Source organism: Rhodomicrobium sp. Az07 (genome assembly GCF_018619475.1).
Classification (GTDB): domain Bacteria; phylum Pseudomonadota; class Alphaproteobacteria; order Rhizobiales; family Rhodomicrobiaceae; genus Rhodomicrobium.
Genome location: NZ_JAHFZG010000020.1, coordinates 12,788 through 31,909 on the forward strand (window position 1 = coordinate 12,788; position 19,122 = coordinate 31,909).

15 protein-coding genes, 1 tRNA gene and 1 pseudogene are annotated in these 19,122 nt (G+C 62.7%); 11 read left to right on the plus strand and 6 right to left on the minus strand.

Annotated features, from left to right (window positions below; genetic code table 11):
• The first annotated feature begins 52 nt into the window (after positions 1–52).
• Positions 53–3,511 (plus strand): AAA family ATPase, encoded by a 3,459-nt coding sequence (locus KKP04_RS13470; RefSeq protein ID WP_215032543.1) that lies wholly within the window; start codon positions 53–55, stop codon positions 3,509–3,511.
• Between the two features lie 161 nt (positions 3,512–3,672).
• Complete coding sequence (locus tag KKP04_RS15585; RefSeq protein WP_251134109.1) at positions 3,673–6,087, plus strand: ATP-binding protein; 2,415 nt, start codon at positions 3,673–3,675, stop codon at positions 6,085–6,087.
• 107 nt (positions 6,088–6,194) lie between these two features.
• On the opposite strand, the gene KKP04_RS13480 is transcribed toward KKP04_RS15585, so the two are convergent.
• Positions 6,195–6,401 carry a YdcH family protein gene (locus KKP04_RS13480; RefSeq protein ID WP_215032546.1) on the minus strand — a complete coding sequence of 69 codons (207 nt, stop codon included), beginning with the start codon at positions 6,399–6,401 and terminating at the stop codon, positions 6,195–6,197.
• A gap of 314 nt (positions 6,402–6,715) precedes the next feature.
• On the opposite strand from KKP04_RS13480, the gene KKP04_RS13485 reads away from it, so the two are divergent.
• The 4 genes from KKP04_RS13485 (at position 6,716) to hisG (ending at position 10,498) form a co-directional block, all read left to right on the plus strand.
• Entirely contained in the window at positions 6,716–6,904 is a 189-nt protein-coding gene (locus KKP04_RS13485) for a YdcH family protein (protein ID WP_215032550.1), read from the plus strand.
• Between the two features lie 187 nt (positions 6,905–7,091).
• On the plus strand, positions 7,092–8,666 hold the full coding sequence (hisS, locus tag KKP04_RS13490) for a histidine--tRNA ligase (RefSeq protein ID WP_215032664.1): 1,575 nt from the start codon (positions 7,092–7,094) through the stop codon (positions 8,664–8,666).
• Positions 8,663–9,787 (plus strand): ATP phosphoribosyltransferase regulatory subunit, encoded by a 1,125-nt coding sequence (locus KKP04_RS13495; RefSeq protein ID WP_215032552.1) that lies wholly within the window; start codon positions 8,663–8,665, stop codon positions 9,785–9,787. The genes hisS and KKP04_RS13495 overlap by 4 nt, the downstream gene beginning before the upstream one ends.
• Before the next feature lie 3 nt (positions 9,788–9,790).
• Positions 9,791–10,498: an ATP phosphoribosyltransferase gene (hisG, locus tag KKP04_RS13500; RefSeq protein ID WP_215032554.1), complete on the plus strand. Its 708-nt coding sequence runs from the start codon at positions 9,791–9,793 to the stop codon at positions 10,496–10,498.
• A gap of 144 nt (positions 10,499–10,642) precedes the next feature.
• Here hisG and KKP04_RS13505 read toward each other — a convergent pair whose 3' ends face one another.
• From KKP04_RS13505 to KKP04_RS13515, 3 genes are all read right to left on the minus strand, one after another.
• Entirely contained in the window at positions 10,643–10,819 is a 177-nt protein-coding gene (locus tag KKP04_RS13505; protein WP_215032557.1) for a DUF2892 domain-containing protein, read from the minus strand.
• A gap of 144 nt (positions 10,820–10,963) precedes the next feature.
• Positions 10,964–11,548, minus strand: coding sequence for a ubiquinol-cytochrome c reductase iron-sulfur subunit (petA, locus tag KKP04_RS13510; RefSeq protein ID WP_215032560.1), 585 nt, complete (start codon positions 11,546–11,548; stop codon positions 10,964–10,966).
• Positions 11,549–11,618: 70 nt separating this feature from the next.
• Positions 11,619–12,296 carry a Crp/Fnr family transcriptional regulator gene (locus KKP04_RS13515; RefSeq protein ID WP_215032563.1) on the minus strand — a complete coding sequence of 226 codons (678 nt, stop codon included), beginning with the start codon at positions 12,294–12,296 and terminating at the stop codon, positions 11,619–11,621.
• Positions 12,297–12,771: 475 nt separating this feature from the next.
• Between KKP04_RS13515 and KKP04_RS13520 the strand changes: the two genes are divergently transcribed.
• The 4 genes and pseudogenes from KKP04_RS13520 (at position 12,772) to KKP04_RS13540 (ending at position 15,113) form a co-directional block, all read left to right on the plus strand.
• Positions 12,772–13,521, plus strand: coding sequence for a TorF family putative porin (locus tag KKP04_RS13520; protein ID WP_215032582.1), 750 nt, complete (start codon positions 12,772–12,774; stop codon positions 13,519–13,521).
• Between the two features lie 105 nt (positions 13,522–13,626).
• Positions 13,627–13,956: pseudogene (locus tag KKP04_RS13525) on the plus strand (transposase); the annotation flags it as partial.
• A gap of 554 nt (positions 13,957–14,510) precedes the next feature.
• Positions 14,511–14,602 (plus strand) — tRNA-Ser (locus KKP04_RS13535).
• Between the two features lie 244 nt (positions 14,603–14,846).
• Positions 14,847–15,113 (plus strand): hypothetical protein, encoded by a 267-nt coding sequence (locus KKP04_RS13540; RefSeq protein ID WP_215032585.1) that lies wholly within the window; start codon positions 14,847–14,849, stop codon positions 15,111–15,113.
• Positions 15,114–15,188: 75 nt separating this feature from the next.
• On the opposite strand, the gene KKP04_RS13545 is transcribed toward KKP04_RS13540, so the two are convergent.
• Positions 15,189–15,653 (minus strand): very short patch repair endonuclease, encoded by a 465-nt coding sequence (locus KKP04_RS13545; protein WP_215032588.1) that lies wholly within the window; start codon positions 15,651–15,653, stop codon positions 15,189–15,191.
• Positions 15,654–15,720: 67 nt separating this feature from the next.
• On the opposite strand from KKP04_RS13545, the gene KKP04_RS13550 reads away from it, so the two are divergent.
• Positions 15,721–17,256 (plus strand): DNA cytosine methyltransferase, encoded by a 1,536-nt coding sequence (locus tag KKP04_RS13550; protein WP_215032591.1) that lies wholly within the window; start codon positions 15,721–15,723, stop codon positions 17,254–17,256.
• Between the two features lie 59 nt (positions 17,257–17,315).
• On the opposite strand, the gene KKP04_RS13555 is transcribed toward KKP04_RS13550, so the two are convergent.
• Positions 17,316–19,121 (minus strand): AIPR family protein, encoded by a 1,806-nt coding sequence (locus tag KKP04_RS13555; RefSeq protein WP_215032593.1) that lies wholly within the window; start codon positions 19,119–19,121, stop codon positions 17,316–17,318.
• Between the last annotated feature and the right edge of the window lies 1 nt (position 19,122).

A 19,122-nucleotide genomic window follows, 5' to 3' on the forward strand; every position in this document is an offset into this window, starting at 1 on the left:
GCGTCGCGGTCTGGCGGGCGTGACCGGGCGGTGAAACGGAAGGGCGAGACTTGTGCAGATCACACGGCTAAGGCTTCTTGGCTTTAAATCCTTCGTGGAGCCGACCGAGCTTCTGATAGGCCCCGGCCTCACGGGCGTCGTCGGGCCGAACGGTTGCGGCAAGTCGAACCTGCTCGAAGCGTTGCGCTGGGTGATGGGCGAAACGTCCTACAAGACCATGCGCGCATCCGCGATGGACGACGTCATCTTCGCCGGCACCGACAAGCGCCCGGCCCGCAACATGGCCGAGGTCATGGTTGCCGTGGACAACACGAAGCGCACCGCGCCCGCCGCCTTCAACGACGCAGACGTGCTCGAAATCTCGCGCCGCATCCAGCGCGAGGCAGGGTCCGTCTACAAGGTCAACGGCAAGGAAGTGCGCGCGAAGGACGTGCAGATCCTGTTCGCAGACGCAGCGACCGGCGCCCGCAGCCAGGCCATGGTTCAGCAAGGCACCATCGGCCAGCTCATCAATGCGAAGCCGCAGGATCGCCGCCGCATCCTCGAAGACGCGGCGGGCATCGCGGGCCTCTATACGCGACGCCATGAAGCCGAGCTTCGCCTGAAGGCCGCCGAGGCAAATCTCGAACGCCTGAAAGACGTGCTCGGCCAACTGGGCAACCAGCTTGCGAGCTTGCGCCGACAGGCGCGGCAGGCGCAGAAATATCGCGAATTGACCACCGAGCTTCGCAAGCTCGAAGCCATGCAGCATCACCTGCATTATTCGGCTTCGAACGCCGCTGTTCAGAGCGAGGAGGCGCAGCTTCTCGAAGCCTTGCGCGCGGTCGGACAGTTCACGCAGGCTGAAGCGGCTGCCCTGCGGCTTCAGGCCGAGGCGGCGGACGCGCTCCAGCCCTTGCGCGACGAGGAAGCCACGCGCGCGGCGGTGCTGCATCGCATCGAGGTGGAACGCAACACGCTCGACCGCGAGGAAGCCCGCGCGAAGGAGCGCGAGGCGGAGCTTCGCGCGCGTCTCGTGCAGGTGCAGGCGGACGCCGAGCGCGAGGACGCCGCCATCGCGGAGGCGCGCGAGCTTCTCGAAAAATTCGACCGCGACGAGGAGGCCCTGCGCGCGCTTGGCGACGGGTCCGAGGCGCGCGCCGAGACCGAGGCACGCGCCGAAAACGCGATGGAAGGGCTGAACGAGGCGGAGGAGGCGCTCAACGCGCTCACTTCGAAGGTGGCCGAGCTTCGCGCCGAGCGCCGCCAGCTCGAAGCGCAGATCGCCGAACATGGCGGCCGCGCGGGCCGCTTCGCGCAGCAGGAGGCGGAGCTTTCGCGGCAGTTGGCGGAGCTTCGCGCGCGGGCCGGGGCTGCCTCGCCGGTGGAAGATTTGCGCGAAGACGTCGCCATGCTCGAAGCGCAGATCGAGGCCATCGAGGGCGACATCGTCGCAGCGGAAGACGCCGTCGCGGCTGCGCGGCTGCGCGAGAAGGACACACGCGATGCGGCGGGCGCGGCGCGGCTTCGCGCGAGGAGCCTCGAAACCGAGGTGGCCACGCTCATCAAGCTGTTGAAGCCGTCCGACGCGGGCCGGTTCAAGCCCATCGTGGACCAGATTTCTGTTTCGCCGGGATATGAGGTGGCGCTCGGCGCGGCGCTCGGCGACGACCTCGACGTGACGGCCGATCAGACATCGCCGACGCGCTGGACGCTTGTCAGCGATGCGGGGGGCGATCCGGCGCTACCTTATGGCGCGGAACGGCTGTCGAATTTCGTGCGCGGGCCGCTGGAGCTTTCGCGTCGCCTCGCACAGATCGGCGTCGTGGCGAGCCGCGAGGATGGCGAGCGACTGAAGGCGAGCCTCGCCGTCGGCCAGCGTCTCGTGACACGCGAGGGCGATCTCTGGCGCTGGGACGGGTTCGTGTCGGCCGCCAATGCGCCGTCCGCCGCCGCGCGGCGGCTCGCCGAGAGAAACCGCCTCGCGGGGCTCGAAGTGCAGCTCGACGAGGTGCGCGAAGCCGCCGATCGCGCGGAAGCCGACCGGCTCGCCGCGCAGAATGCCGCCACCGAGGCTCAGGCAGCCGAAAAGCGACTTCGCGAGGCCGTCCGCGCATCGCAGGCGCAACTGGCGCAGAAGCGCGCGACCTTCTCGCAGGCCGAGCGCGCCGCGATGGAAGAGGCGAACAAGCTTCGCAATATCGAGGAGGCCCGCGAGCGCGCAGCCTATGCCCGCGAAGAGGCCGAAGCCGCGCGAGAGGAGGCGCAGGCCGCGCTTGAGGAGGCGCGGCCCGTCGATCAGGCCGAAGCCGAGTTGGCGCGGCTCAAGGAGCGCGCCGCCGCTGCGCGCGACGTTTACACACAAGCCAAGGCCGCGCTCGACGGCATCGACCGCGACATCCGCGCCCGCGCCTTCCGCCTCAAGCAGATCGGCGAGGAGCGGCTTCGCTGGCTCCAGCGCACCAAGAGCGCAAACGCGCAGATCGACAGCCTCACCGAACGGCTCGATGGCATCCGGGCGGAACTTGCCGAGGCCGAGGAGCTTCCGGCGAAGATTGCGGACCGGCGCAACAAGATTCTCACCGAGATCGGGCAGGCCGAAACCGCCCGCAAGGCCGCAGCGGATCAACTCGCGGCCGCCACGAACAGCCTTCGCGACGCCGACCGCGCACTTCGCGACGCGCAGTCGGGTCTATCCTCCGCGCGCGAAACGCGCGCCCGCATCGAAGCGCGCCTTGAGGCCGCTCGCGAGCGCCGCGCCGAATATGCCAACGCGATCCGCGACACGTTCGAATGTCAGCCGCCCGAGATTTTGAGCGCGGTTGGCCTTGAGGACGGGGCGCCCCTGCCCCCGCCGCAGGAGATCGAACAGCAGATCGTGAAGCTCAAGGCGGAGCGCGAGCGTCTCGGCGGTGTGAACCTGCGCGCGGAAGAAGAGGCTGCGGCGCTCGGCGGCGAGTTCGACGGCATGGAGAAGGAGCGCTCCGACCTTCAGGAAGCCATCGGCAAGCTGCGCACGGGCATCGCGAGCCTCAACAAGGAGGGCCGCAAGCGCCTGCTCGAAGCCTTCGAAACCGTGCAGGCGCATTTCGAGCGGTTGTTTCAGGTGTTGTTCGGCGGCGGCGCGGCGGAGCTTCAGCTCATCGAAAGCGACGATCCGCTGGAAAGCGGCCTTGAGATCTTCTGCCGCCCGCCCGGCAAGAAGCCGCAGGTTCTCACGCTGCTCTCTGGCGGCGAGAAGGCGCTGACCGCGCTCGCGCTGATCTTCGCGGTGTTCCTCACGAACCCGTCGCCGATCTGCGTGCTCGACGAGGTGGACGCGCCGCTCGACGACGCCAACGTCGACCGGTTCTGCACCATGATGGAGGAGATGGCGCGTTCCACCGAGACGCGCTTCCTCGTGATCACCCATCACCCGATGACCATGGCGCGCATGAACCGGCTCTACGGCGTCACCATGCAGGAGAAGGGCATCAGCCAGCTCGTCAGCGTGGATTTGCAGGCGGCGGAGCGGTTCCGCGAGGCGAGCTAATACGCGTTTGCCTCGCAAGCGTCAGCGCGGGAGTGCCTCCGCTAGAGGCGCAATCCATGGTAAGATTTTCTTAACGCTTCGCGCGCGACGGTGACGCTCCATGTGTGAGCCTTGAGGCAAGCCGAATCATTCCATGGTGGGCCCGGTGATGAGGTGACGGAATGAGAACTCGGTCGATGGCTTTGGCGCAGAAAACTCCCCATTGGGGCAGCGTAGCTGTCGGCACAGGCGCCGCCGCCGCCGTGACACTGTCTCTCGCGGGCCTGGGTGAGGCGGCTCTTGCCCTTCTCGCGTTCGTCGGGGCCGCCGCCGGGGTTCTGTTCGCGACCGGCCAGATACAGTTCAAGCCCTCCGAGGTAACGACCGGCGACGCAGCCCACGATATTCTGCGGGCGCTTCCCGGCGCAATTGCCGTCACCAACAGGAAGGGCGTGATCCAAGGCTGTAGCGACAGCTTCATGGCCATCGTCGGGGGGCTTGGCGTCGATCACAATCTCTCCCGGCTCGGCGACCGAGACCGCGAAACGGCGGCTGCCGTTTTCCGCCTCCTTACCGCCGGACGCGAGGGCAGAAAGCACACCGAGACCATCCTTATTTCGAATGTGGCGGGCGGTGAAACTGCGGTGCTCGGGATAGCTCCCCTGGGCGAACAAGGGAGCCGCGCGCAGCTTCTTCTCTGGCATATCGAGCATTTCCGGAAGGATGCCTCGGGCGAGCGTCGCGCCCCCGATCTGCTCGAAAGGCTCCCGGTTGCCGCGCTGACGGTCAGCAAGGATCTCAGCGTGCAAAGCGCAAACAAGGCGTTCGAGAAACTGGCGGGAGGTTCGCCCATCGGCCGGGAGGCCTGGTCGCTTTTCAGAACGCGGCGCGGCAATCCGCTCACCCGGGCGAGACTTCGTGACGTCATCGCGAAGGCCGGTGGCAATATCCAGATTCAGGTGGTGAGCGCCACGGGTTTCACCCGGCAGGCCTCGCTGCATCTGGCCGACACACTCAATGGCGGCGGCGTATGGCTCGTGACGCCGACAGACGCCGCAGCCGGACGACTCGACGAGGCCTTCGAGACGATTGTCGCCTGTGCCCCCGAAGCGATGGCAATCCTGAGCACGAAAGGTGTCATCGTCGGCGCCAACGACGCTTTCCGTCAGATGTTCGGTGCCGAAAACGTGGACGGATCGCAGATCGACATTCATGGCAAGACGCTGGCCTCGCTCCTGGCCGAATCCTCCGCGCAGACGGTGAAGGAAAAGATCGGCGCATTGCTCTCCGCGCCGGATGCGAACCCCGCCCCGGTCGAGCTTCACGCCGCCCCAAAGGACGCGATAAACCGCCGTATCCGGCTTGTGATGTTTCCGGCGGCGGATGGAAACCACCTTGTCGTTACCGCCGCGGAACCCGTAGCCAGCGCGCTCACCGACGAAAAAGCCGCCCAAGGACAGAAGCTTCAGGCCGTGGGTGAGCTTGCGGGCGGCATCGCGCATGATTTCAACAATCTGCTGACGGCCATCATAGGCTTTTCCGACTTGCTTCTGCGTCGCTTCCGCGCGTCCGACCCCGCGTTCAAGGACTTGATGAACATCAAGAACAATGCGACCCGCGCGGCTGAACTCGTCAAGCAGATCCTCGCCTATTCGCGTCGCCAGACATTGCGCCCGGCGATGCTTCGACTGACCGACGTCATCGAGGAATTCCAGGCGACGATGGGGCGAACGCTCGGCGAAAAGGTCAAGGCCAAGGTGCAGCACGGTCGCGACCTGTGGTTCGTGAAGGCCGATGAGGGGCAGCTTTTCCAGGTCATCATGAACCTAGCGGTGAACGCGCGGGATGCGATGCCGGACGGCGGCGATATCACAATCTCCACTGCCAATGTGAGTGAACGCGAGTCCCTTCTCCTCAAGGATCGCGGCGTCGAGCGTGGGGAGTATGTCACGGTGGAGGTGCGGGATACCGGCACCGGCATCAAGCCGGAGATTCTGGAGAAGATTTTCGACCCCTTCTTCTCGACGAAAGAGGTCGGCAAGGGGACTGGCCTCGGATTGTCGACCGTTTACGGCATCGTGAAGCAGACGGGCGGCACAATTCTCGTCGACAGCGAGATTGGAAAAGGGTCGTCGTTTCGGATTTTCCTGCCGCGCTATGTCGAAACCGAACTGGATCTGAAGACGCTCGAAACCCGCACCGAGGCGCCGGAACAGACCGTCGATCTCACCGGCAAGGCAACCGTTTTGCTGGTCGAGGACGAAGACGCCGTGCGCTCCTTCGCCTCTCGCGCGTTGGCCACGCGCGGCTATACCGTGCTGGAAGCCGCGAGCGGCGTCGAGGCTCTGGAAATCATGGACAGGCATGAGGGGCAGGTCGATCTCGTGGTGAGCGACGTGGTGATGCCGGAGATGGACGGCCCCACCCTGTTGCGCCACCTGCGTCAGCGCAATCCCGACATTCGCATTGTCTTCATGTCAGGCTACGCCGAAGAGGCGTTCCGCAAGAACCTTGGCGCCGACGAGAATTTCATCTTCCTTCCGAAGCCCTTCACTCTCAAGAAGCTCGCAGAGACAGTGAAAGCCGCCGCTGCCTGAAAGCATGATCGGTAAGGTGGAACCGATTTTGCGGCGAGCTGGTGCTCAAACCCCGGAGCGCGCTCCGCTTTTCTCGGACGACGGACAATCACAATGGAAGTTGCAAATCAGGCGATGATGTCGGGGAGAAGCTGATCCTCGAACTGCGCAATCTTGTCCTTGAGAAAGAGCTTGCGCTTCTTGAGACGGGTAAGACGCAGCTGATCGCGATCCGGAGCCCCCTCCAGCGCCTTGATCGCATCGTCGAGATCGCGGTGTTCCTGTCTGAGCTGGGCGAGCTTCTGGCGCACGCCCCCGTCTTCCGAAGTGTTCATGAACCCCCCGGGGATGACGCCAAAAATACTCGGCCCCGAAAAATCGCTGACGAATTTCATCATAGCACGAATCCCGAATTTCCGAAAAAGCGCAATCTCCACGATCCCGTACGTGTAACACGGAATGGAAAGATTCTCATGAGATTTTGCAGAGGTTTAAAGGGTTTTGTTAAGATATGCCGCTAATTTGCAAAGGATTTCCGGTTGCGCGTCAGCGACTTCGCAACCGCGACATATTTGGCTCGTAATTTTGTCATCTTTTCGCCACAAATTGGAGTTGCGATAGGAGGGTTAAACAAAAGTGGAGGCCGGAAATGAGCCTTATTGCGCATATCGACGAACTCAAAGAGAAGCATCAGACCATTCAGCGGCAGATCGAGCTTGAAATGGCTCGCCCTCTCGTCGATGGGTTGAAAGTTTCCGAACTAAAGCGCCGTAAGCTCCTTCTCAAGGAGAAGATCGAAAAGCTCAAATCCGGGCAGGACGTCGCCCTCCGGGCGTAGCGCCTCCGAAACGGGCCAAGGCGGCAGGGCATGAACCTGCCGCTCAGGCCATAGCCTCATCCCTCCTTTCCAAGCCAATCTTTGTTGCTCCGCGCCCCATCCACCACGTCGTCTTTGGTCGCCGCGCGTCGCCTCAATCAGCACAAAAGTCTTGCGCTCGCTCGCGGTCGGCTTCATTCCTTTCCGCATGAGCGACAAGAAGCCATCGAAATCCCAGGTCAAGGCGCGACTGCCGAAAGGCATGCGCGACGTCGAAGCGCAGGAACTGCGCGCGCTGAAGCACATGCTCGACACTATCAGCGAGGTGTATGAGCGCTACGGCTTCGAGCCGCTCGACACGCCCGCGTTCGAATATACGGACGCGCTCGGCAAGTTCCTGCCCGACACCGACCGCCCGAACGAGGGCGTGTTCTCGTTCCAGGACGAGGACGAGCAATGGGTGTCGATGCGCTACGACCTCACCGCGCCGCTCGCGCGCTATGTCGCGCAGAATTTCGATGCCACGCCGAAGCCGTTCCGCCGCTACCAGACGGGCTATGTCTACCGCAACGAGAAGCCCGGACCGGGGCGCTTCCGGCAATTCATGCAATTCGACGCGGATACGGTCGGCACGGCCAACCCCGCCGCCGACGCCGAGATGTGCATGCTCGCGGCGGATACGCTGGAAGCGCTTCGCATTCCGCGCGGGTCTTACGTCATCAAGGTCTCGAGCCGCAAGATCCTCGACGGCGTGATGGAAGGGATTGGCCTCGGCGGGCCTCAGAACACGGCGCGCCGTCTCGCTGTGCTGCGTACAATAGATAAGGCGGATAAGTTTCCGTTGTCTGAAATCAAAAAATTACTCGGTACTGGCCGGATAGATGAAAGTGGAGACTTCACGAAGGGTGCTGGCCTTGACGAAACGCAAATAAAAATACTATGCGACTTTCTGTTTGCTGCTGAAATTAAGTTTTATGATTTAAATGATGCACATCCGTATATTGTATCCGGTGACGAATATATTAATGATTGTGGTTGGACTTACTCAAATATTGCTACATTAGCTAGCCTTTCCCCCTTCTTGCAATCATCTAAGGTCGGTGAGGCGGCTGTCTATGAACTCGAAAAGATTTTCCAACTTTCAGCCATCAGCGGCTACGGATCAAAGCGCATCCGTTTCGACCCAACCGTGGTGCGCGGCCTCGAATATTACACCGGCCCCGTCTTCGAGGCGGAGCTGACCTTCCCCGCGACCGACGAGAGCGGCCAGACCGTGCGCTTCGGCTCGGTCGGCGGCGGCGGACGCTATGACGGCCTCGTGTCGCGCTTCCGCTCGCAGCCCGTACCCGCCACCGGCTTTTCCATCGGCGTGTCGCGGCTTTATGCGGCGCTGTCGCATCTCGGCAAGATCGGCGCTGCGAAGGCGGCCGGACCTGTCGTCGTGCTCGTCATGGACAAGGCGCGCGTCGGCGACTACCAGCGCATGGCGAAACAGCTCCGCGACGCTGGCATCCGCGCGGAGATGTATGTCGGCGATGCGGGCATGAAGGCGCAGATGAAATACGCCGACAAGCGCGGCAGCCCCTGCGTCATCATTCTGGGGGAGGACGAGCGCGCCAAAGGCGAGGTCACGATCAAGGATCTGCTCGAAGGCGCGCGGCTTTCCGGCGAAATCTCCGATCATTCCGAATGGAAAGAAGCGCGCCCGGCGCAATTTTCCGTGAGCGAGGGCGATCTCGTCGCCGCCGTGCAGAAACTTCTCGAACAGCAGGCCAAGGCGTGACGGCGGAAGGCGCAAGGGAATTCGAGGCGCTCGAAGCGCAGGCTGCGTCCATCATGACGCTGTTCGCGGCGAAGGGGTACGAGCGCGTGGCCCCGGCCTTCATCCAGCCCGCGAGCCTGTTTCTGGACCGCATCGGCGAGCGGCTGCGCGCGCGCACCTACATCTTCAGCGATCCGAGCGGCGTCGAGCTTTGCCTTCGCCCCGACCTCACGCTCCCCGTGGCGCGCGTGTTCCTTGAGCGCGGCGGCGCCGATGGCATTTCGAAGTTCTGCTACAACGGCCCCGCCTTCCGCATTCAGGCGAAGCCCGAGCGGCTGCGCACGCGCGAATTTCGCCAAGCCGGCATCGAATATTACGGCGCGCGCGGCATCGACGCCGACCTCGAAGTGATGGCGCTGACGCTCGATGTCGTGCGATCCTGCGGCGTTCTCGATTTCACCATCCGCGTCGGGCATATCGGCCTCGTCCGCGCGCTGCTCAACGCGCTCGACATGCCGCAGCGCTGGCGCGACCGCCTCGCCCGCGCCTTCCGGCGGCAAGCCTTCGCGGAGGAACTCGACATCCTCTCGCGCTCGCAGGCGGACCGCGCTCCCGCGCTGCCGGAAACGGCGCTCGACGAAGACGGCTTGCTCGCCCATCTCGACGCGCAAGGTGTGCCGTTCATCGGTCTTCGTCGCCCGTCGGAAATCGTGAGGCGGCTGCAAGATCGCGCCGCGGACGTACAGGAAGCGCCGCTTTCCGCCGAAACCGTGCGGCTCACGCGCGACTATCTCGACACGCGCGGCGACGTGGATACGGCGCTCGACCGCATCGCCTCCCTCGCCGCCGACGCCTCGCTCGACCTCGGCCCGGTGATGGACGATGCGCGCGCGCTGCTCGACGGCATCAAGAAACTCGCGGGCTGTGCCCCGGTGATCTTCGAGGCAGATTTCGGGCGGCATTTCGAATATTACACCGGCATGGTGTTCCGCATCGACGCGGCGGGCGTGGACCGGCAAATCGCGGGCGGCGGGCGTTACGACGGCCTCATCGCTGCGCTCTCGGGCGGCGCGCGCGACCTGCCCGCCGTGGGCGCGGCCATCCACACCGAGCGGCTGCTCGTCGCGGCGTCGGGGAGATAGCGCATGGACAAGCTCATCGTCGGCGTGCCGTCCAAGGGGCGGCTGATGGAAGACACGCTCGACCTGTTTCGCGCGGGCGGCATCGCCATCGAGAAGACGGGCGACGCGCGAGGCTACAAAGGCGCGATGGCGGGCGTGCCGGATGTCGCGGTGGAATTTCTTTCGGCGGGCGAGATCGCGCGGCACCTGCAAAGCGGGCGCGTGCATCTCGGCGTCACGGGCGAAGACCTCGTGCGCGAGCAGATCCCCGATGCCGACGAGCGCGTGGACCTGCTGGTGAAATTCGGCTTCGGCCATGCCGATGTCGTCGTTGCGGTGCCGGATTGCTGGCTCGACGTGGAGACCATGGCCGACCTCGAAGAGGCGGGCGCGCTGTTCACGGCCGAGCACGGCAGGCGGCTTCGCATCGCCACGAAATATCCCATGCTGACGCGCCGCTTCTTCACCGACAAGGGCGTCGTTCACTATCGCACGGTGGAGAGCCTCGGCGCGACCGAGGGGGCGCCCGCCGCCGGCATGGCGGAAGGCATCGTCGACATCACGAGCACGGGCGCGACGCTCCGCGCGAACGGGCTGCGCATCCTGAGCGACGGGCTGATCCTTCGGTCCGAGGCCAACCTCGTGGCCGCGCGTGCGGCGCTCGCGGAGCCCCGGCTCGCCGCGCTCTGCACCGACATCGCGGAGCGGCTCCGCGCCGCGCGTGGGAGTTGACACGCTTTTAGTTCAAGCACCCATTCTGCGCTGTCGTAGCGGCCTTCTGACTGACAAAGCTGTCGCCTTGGCGGGAGCTTTGTCAGCAGTCAGAGGCGTCGTGTCGTAAATCGACACGACCCTCTGCGTGACGAGGAGTGATTCTTATGTACGGATGCCCAGCAGACGATAAGCGGGGCAGAAGCCGATAAGTGCGGAAGCGAGCGGAATGACGCCGAGCCAGCCCCACGGTGTCTGCGGTCCGACGAAGACCAACGCGATGAGACCCAGGCCCACGACGATCCGCAGGATACGGTCGAGTCCGCCGACATTGCTTGTCATGTAATCCTCCACATTTCCTAGATGTTATCTGATGAACGGCAGGCTATGCGTTCCCTGTCGGCGGGTCTGTGACTTAGTCACTTGAGCGGAACTTTTCGTCATTCTTATCGAATGCGTCATTTCACTTCGCCCGAACACTCTGCATCACCCGAGTTTGATCTTGGTCTCGCCGATAAACTCGTAGGGCGGAATGTCGAGGTTGCGCGGCGCGGGACCGCTTCTGACGCGGCCGAGCGTATCGTAGACCGAGCCGTGGCAGACGCAGAAATAGCCGCCGAAGGGACCGCGCGGGTCGCCGGGGTTCTGGCCCTTCGGCACGCAGCCGAGATGGGTACAGATGCCGACCGCGACGAGCCAGTTGTCCTTCCCGGCCTTGGTGATGTTTGCTGCCGTCGCAGGAAGCTCGGCCGTCGAACCCAGAAGCCGCGCGACGGGGTCCTTCAGGTCGGAGACATCGGCAGCCTTGCCCTTTTCGACTTCCTCGGCGGTGAGATTGCGGACGAAAATCGGCATGCCGCGCCAGAGAACGGTGACTGCCTGCCCCGTCTGCACGGGCGTGATATCGATCTCAATCGTCGCCAGAGACAGGGCGGACGCATCGGGGTTCATCTGGTCGACCAGCGGCCAAAGCGCCCCGGCTGCCCCGATCGCTGCAAATGCGCCGGTGGCGAGATAGAGAAAATCGCGGCGCGATACGTCGCCTCCGATGTCTTCAACAGTCGCGTTCATCAAGCGACCCTCCTTCTCGAATGGAACCGATTAAAGAGAAGGTGGGCGCCGAATAGCCCGCTGTCTGTGACTAAGTCACAGAACTGTGATCGTTCGAGCGGGCGAAATCGAAGAGCGCGCTGTCGGCCGGGACGGAAACCAGACCGCGCCCGATCTTCACCCAGCCTCGCCGCTGGAATTCCTGCAATTGCCTGCTCACGACCTCGCGCGCCGTGCCGAGTTCGGTCGCGAGTTGGTGATGCGTCGCCTCGACATCGCCATTTGCATTCCGAAGCTGCGCGAGCTTCTGCGCGAGCCTGATATCCACGCGCGAAAAGGCGATTTCGTCGATGATGCGAAACAGGTCGGTAATGCGGTCGCTGAAGGTCTTGAACACAAACCGCCGGAATGGAGGCGACTGGGCGATGAGATCCTCGAACGTCGCGCGCGGCGTGGCAACGGCTTCGACCGCCGTCTCGGCGATGGCCTCCGCGCGGTAATCCTCGTAGCCGAGAATGCAGGCCGTCGTAAGCGCGCAGCTTTCGCCCGCCGCAATGCGGTAGAGCACGATTTCGCGCCCGTTTTCCGAAACCTGCTGAACGCGGACGCTGCCGCTCAACAGAATGAGGAAGTTGGATGGCGCCTGGCCGGGTCCGAAAATGCGTGTGCCCTCGGGCAGCGCCGCGAGCCGACTTTCGTTCACAAGCCGCGCGCGCAGGGTTGGCGGAAGGTCATCGAGGGCGGGAAATCGGCCGATCCAGTCGGTCATCGGTGTCCATCTTTCTCTACAGCCCGTTCCGATCTGATTGAATCGCAATCAGATCGGAACGGGCTCTTCTTCGAAGTTTAGAGACGGATTCACCGATCAGGTTGCGTCAACCTGATCGGATCCGGCTCTAGCGATCATGCGGTGGCGCCTGCGAATGCGGATTAGATAGCCATTTTCGCAGCTTTGCCCCGATCTGAATCAAACTTCCATGCACATAATTTAGGCACCCGCTCCGCGCAGCACCGGGTTATCTGGTGAAAACCGATGCATCGTCACACAAATGCAACTCTCGACAAGCTTCAGGCAAGGAATCAGCATGCCGCCGTTGCGGCTGCTCCGTTGCCGCGCGATAGTTCACTTGGGTGCATATGGGCAATTCAAGACGGAGTATATACAAGTGGCACTTGGGGGTGTTTCGAAAATTGGGGCGGGCTTGCTGGCTGGCGCGGCGCTTGCTCTTTCTTCCACGACGGCGATGTCGGCCGACCTGTACAGCGGCGGCCTGAAGGATGGCCCGATGGAGGTCAACCCGTTCACGTGGTCGGTCTGGGCCGGCGGCACGAGCGACTACATCTTCCGCGGCATCTCGCAGACCCGCCGCGACGGCACGCTTCAGGGCGGCGCTGACGCTTCCTACGGCATCTTCTATGTCGGCACGGCGCTGTCGGGCGTGAACTTCGACTCGCCTTCTTCTGCTCCGGCGAATCAGGTCGACACGCATCTTGAAATCGACGTCTATGGCGGCATCAAGCCGGTGTGGAACGGTATCACCTTCGACTTCGGCATCATTTCCTACAACTATCCGAACCAGGAGGCTGGCCCCGAACTCAACTTCGTGGAATTCAAGGCTGGTGCAAGCAAGACGCTGTTCAGCGACATCACCGGCGGCCTGACGTTCTTCTATTCGCCTGACTATACGGGCGAACTCGGCGGCGCGCTCGCCATCGAAGGCACGCTGTCGAAGCCGATCTACACCTATTCCGACGTCGGCTTCACACTGAGCGGCACGCTCGGTCATCAGATGTTCGAGGAGGACTATGCCACGCCGACTTCGAAGCTGAACGACTACACCTACGGCAATGTCGGCGTGACGGCGGCCTACAAGGCGTTCTCGCTCGACCTGCGTTACTGGAACACGACGCTCGAAGAAAACGAAGCTCCGGCAGGCGTAGACGTCTTCCAGGCGGGTTCAGCATTCGTCGCGACCGCGAAGGTCACGTACTAGTCGCTTCTACGACCCCTTCCGAACATCTCTGAAGGCCGGGCAACCCGGCCTTCAGACTGCTGACAAAGCTCTCGCCTTGGCGGGAGCTTTTTGATTCATTGGGTCATGCTGAAGAAGCCGATTCCGCAACAGACCGCGCTTGAGATGGTGGGCATCAAAGGCCTCGCCCCGTAGGACCACCTCTGCGCAAGATGGAAGCGGCGGTCGAGTTCTCCTTCATCCGCGACCGGGTTGCTGGCCTCTACTGCGCCGACAACGGACGCCCCGCGCTCGATCCCGTCGTGATGTTCAAGGCTATGTTCATCGGCTACTGTTCGCGGTCCGCTCGAAGCGCCAAATCGTGCGCGACATCGAGGTGAATGTCGCCTATCGCTGGTTTTGGGGCTGAAGCTCACCGATCCGCTGTTCGACGCCTCGACCCTGTCGCAAAACCGCCTCCTGCACATCGAGCGCAAACGCGACCCGCCTCGTCACCCGCCATGTCTGGGAAGGGGCGCGCGAGAAAGCCGACAGCCACCGACTCACAGCCTGGGTTCCTTCCAGCGTGTTCACGTGAACGGAGCCGCGAACGTATTCGTTCTTGCCGTGCTCCACCGTGAAGTGGTCACTCATGCCGATCTTGCAGTAAAGCGTGGCCTCGTCGGTCATCAGCATGCTTACCATAAGCCGGTTGACCAGTAGCGCTACATCGCGCATTTCCTGCTCTTGTGCGGCGGCCATACAACCTCCGGCACCAGCACATTCACACCTCAGCCGGCGCGGCGACGTTGGCCGCCGAGAGCCCGTTCTAAACTAGCAACTTGCTTCAAATAACCTTGGCAACGCCGATAAGCCGGATATGCGCACCAAGGGCATCGCTCGCGTTTCCGAACGAACATATATGCGCACGCGGAATGAAGAATCGCGACAGCATGGATTGCGTCTCCCCGACTCCGATGATAGAAACGGCGAACTCGAAGGCTGGCGGTTCACCGTTCAGGATTCGACGTGGAGACGTGGCCGAGAGGCTGAAGGCACTCGTTTGCTAAATGAGCAGACCCCCAAAAGGGTCTCGAGGGTTCGAATCCCTCCGTCTCCGCCACTTGCCCTTGCGAAAGCGTTCTCCCGATCCGGCTGCGGCCGGATTTTCTCGTTGTTTTCGAGGGTTATGCGCGAGGGGCTGAGCACTGGCCCCGGTGCGCGATGGCCCGGAAGCGTTCTCTTAGGGCCGATATTCTCCGGACCTGATGACTGCGCGGATTTGGTGAACTTCTTGCAAGGCTCTGAAACTAAGTGGCTTTCGGCGCTGTAGGCTGAACACTTCGACGTCAGTGGCATCCGATGAAATGGAACAGAAATCGAACATTTGCCAAAAGTGGGGCTGGAAGCGGCGGCTCGCCGCCCTCGCGATCGTAACGAGCTTGCTCAGCGGCTGCGCGACGGTTCGTTCTGAGAACGGGAAGCTGGCGACATGCCCGCCCGTGGTCGAGTATGGCAGGGAGTTCCAGGCGCGGGCGGCCGAGGAGCTGGCCCTGCTGCCACAGGGATCTGCGCTCGCCGAGATGTTGAGCGACTACGCTGTCATGCGCAACCAGGCGCGGGCCTGCGGATAGCGCAGCTCGGTCAGCAACGTCGCTCGATCACCAAGGTGCTGGTTTCATGGCGCGGAAGGAAAACGGACCTTCCGCTCAGGATCGACGTGCGTTGTCGTCGCCAATCTCGATCTGAAGTTCTTCTGTTCGCAGCCAGATCGACAGGCTTTCCGTAGAGGCTTCCACCTGTTCCGGCTTCCGCAGGGCGCACTCCCATACCGTCGCCACGCGCCACCCGTCTTCGAGGAGTCTTGTGCGAACGGCGCTGTCTCGAGCGGTGTTCGCATCGAACTTCGCCCGCCAGAACTCCGGCCGGGTTGCCGGTACGGTCGCGTAGCAGCACCCCTCGTGTCGGTGCCAGAAGCAGCCGTGCACGAAGACCACGGCGCGGTACTTCGAAAGGACAAGGTCCGGTCGGCCGTGAACCTTGCCGGAATGAAGCCGGAAACGAAAACCGCGCGCGTGCAGTGCCCGCCTGAGAGCCAGCTCGGGCTTGGTGTTCTTTCCCCTGATCCCCGACATCATCCGGGAACGGGTCTGCTGGTCCACGATATCGGTCACATCCGTCCTGGTTTTCGTCCCTGAACCTGGTATACACCGGCTGAATCAAATTCGTCAGGAGCCTGATTTGCCTTCCACTTTCGGCATTGTCGATCTGTTTGCCGGCCCGGGCGGACTTGGCGAGGGGTTTGCTTCCCTCGTCGAGGACGGCCATGCGCCGTTCCGGATCGGCATTTCGGTCGAGAAGGAAGCGTCGGCCCATCGGACCCTGACGCTGCGTGCCTTTCTGCGCGAGTATCGTGCACGTCATGGCGTCTTGCCGAAAGAGTTCATCGATTTCCATGCCGGGCTGGCATCCGAACCGGACTGGTCAGCCGTCGATACCGAAGCGTGGCAGCATGCCATCGACGAAGCCCGCGCGCTCGAGCTCGGCACCGGGGCTGCGGCGACCGCCATAGATGGCGCCATCGCGACGCTGAAAGCAAAGTACGACGACACGATCGTGATCGGCGGCCCGCCCTGTCAGGCCTATTCCCTGGTGGGACGCGTTCGCTCCAGAGGCAAGGTCGGTTACGTCCCGGAAGAGGATGCGCGGCACTACCTCTTTCGCGAGTACATCCGGGTCCTCGACAAGCTTCGCCCGGCCGCCTTCGTGATGGAAAACGTGAAGGGCATGCTTTCGTCCACCGTCGAGAGCCGACTTGTCTTCGAGATGCTGATGGAGGATCTGTCCTCGCTCGGCACGGGCCATGCCCATCACTACGAACTTCGTGCCGTCCGGGTCGAGGATGGCAAGGCCAGCCTGCAGGAGGCGGCACAGCCTTCGGATTTCATCGTGCGCGCCGAGGCGTTTGGCGTTCCGCAGCGTCGCCACAGGGTGATCATAGTCGGGATCCGTTCGGACCTCGCAGGACGGGCCGCCGATGCGGAGATCGCTGTATCCGGGATGGCGCGGACCGTCCGCGATGTCATCGAGACGATGCCCGCCTTGCGAAGCGGTATCAGCCGCGGGCGCGACGACGCGGCTGCCTGGCGAAGAGAAGTCCTCGACGCTGCGAAGCTGCTGGCCGGTATCTCCAAGGGGAAGGAGAAACGTGCGATCCGTGAAGCGTTCCTGACCGTTTCGGAGCGAGTGAAGGAAAATCCGCCTATCGTTCGGGCCGCGTCACGGTTGCCAGACGGCTACGGCACTTCGAACGATGAGTTGCTGCAGTGGATCGAGCGACCGGAACTTCGCGCGATCGCCCAGCACGAGACGCGCGGGCACATGGCATCGGATCTGGGTCGCTACCTGTTCGCTGCCGTGTTCGGGACCGTCCGTGGCTACAGCCCGAAGGCCGCCGATTTTCCTCTGGTGCTCAGCCCCGATCACCGCAACTGGCACAGCGGTGTGTTCAATGACCGCTTCCGGGTTCAGCTGGCGGACGAGGCATCGACCACGGTCACGAGCCACATCTCGAAGGATGGGCACTACTTCATTCACCCCGATCCGATCCAGTGCCGCAGCCTGACGGTTCGCGAAGCTGCTCGTCTGCAGACCTTTCCCGACGATTACCTGTTTCTCGGCAACCGAACGCAGCAATATGTCCAGGTTGGAAATGCCGTGCCGCCGTTCCTTGCAAGGCAGATTGCAGCGCTCGTGCTATCTACGCTGAAACGGTGAACACCGATCTGTCATGCGGTGTTCGACGCATTAAATGCGACAACACCGCATGACAGGCATCATGATTGTCGCACCTCCTGGATTGAACCCCGCGGAACTGGGAATTCAGCGGCTCTCACCTTCGCCCACGTGTCCGCGCGCTTCGCAACCTCCGAAATTTGCTGGCCCGGGGCGATCCTGTTGAACTCGGCGTTTACGACGACGGCCCAGTCCCAGAGCAGGTCCCGCAGGCCCGCTGAAATCCCTTGCCGCATCCATATCTGCTCGAGGTCGAGCCGGTCACCAAGTCGATCGGCAACCACCGATACAACGTAAGTCGCGATGTTGACCCATCCCTGGCGAAACACCTCTTTCGCCTCCTTCGTCTTGATCATGCTCTCGATCGCCTTGAACAGAATGACCTTGGCGATCATCGCCCGATACCAGCGGGCATCGAGCGGGCTTGGGACAATGGTCGGATCGTCATCGAGAGCAGCCATGAAGGCCGCGAAGTTCTTCTCGCCAGCCATGGCGACCTGGTTCGGCTTGCAGCGCCACGCTTCATGGTACTTGGCGATGTCGTTCTTGGTCAGCTTGCGTTTCGGCGGGATCATCTCCTTCAGGTTCCGCCTCTTCGCGGGCGTGGTGCCTTCCCTCAGCAGCATGACGTTGTAGGCGCCAGCTGCGCGCTCGTAGAACCATCGCGTTGCACCGTCGGGGCACCACGTGTCGTTCGCGAGTTTTTCAAGCTCTCGATGGAACGGGCGGTTTGCCGACAGGTCGGACATCTTCACCGCGTTCTGACTGTTCGCATACCGTGACACGTTGCTGATCAGTCTCTCGCGCGCTTCGTCCTGCGATCCCTTGAGGATGATGATCTTGGCCGGGACCATGACATGGCTTAGATCGATCGTGCGATCATCGCGGGATGAGAAGTAGATGGTCGAGGTCGTCTGGCCGCCGTTCACGATCTGCAGACCTTTCAGGAAGGACAGGCCCAGATTCCCGTCGTCGGTCCGCTCGAAGGCCGCGTCGTCGCAGACAAGCACGAGGCCATTGTTGAAGGCGAGGAAGTGCTCCGGTTCCTTTCGCAGTGTTTCGACGATGCCCTTGTTGACCGCGCGCTTGTTTCCCAGAAAGGTGCGAATATTGGCTTCGAGCAGCGTCGTCCCGTAGCGCAGATAGAGATCCCGAATGAGCTGCCCTGGAATGGCGGTTAGGGCATACTCGTAGTCAGCGTCAGGGTCTGGGACATGTACGCAGGGAAGCGCCCGACCGATCGACTGGACGAAACTTACGGCCAGTTCGTCTCGCGGTTTGCCCTCGGTGTGGCGGAACAGCCTCTCCATATCCATGGCCTCGACAGCCACCATCTTCTGGTGAACCTCTTTGTTCGAGAACCGCTTGGTCTTGGTCTTGCCATCGGTGATCACGAACACACGAAGTCGGTCGATGTCGCCCCAGCGAGAACGAATGGTCGCAACCAGATCCCTGACCGGATGCGTCGGATCGATCCTTGCATCGAGGTTGCCGCTTGCCGCTCGAAACAGAAAGCGAACGCCTTCGCTCGCGGTTGCGGTGGCATCCGAGTCCCTGAGATCGTTCAGTTCTTCGGTCCCGAAATAGTGGGTCACGAAGAGGTCGAGAGCCGTTTCATCGGAGCTGAGCGCATAGCCTGTAATGCGAAGTTTCGCGTTGCCGACCTTGCCGCTCCAGTGGCAAACGGTTGGTGCCTCGCAGATCCCGGTTTCTGCAACATGCTCCATGACCATTTCCGCAAAAACGAGCTCATCCGAAGGAAATGGGCCTTCGCCGGCCTCTACGCGCTCGGCGATGATGGTCTGCAGATCGGAACGAAAGTTGCGGTGAAAATCATCGAGGCTCATG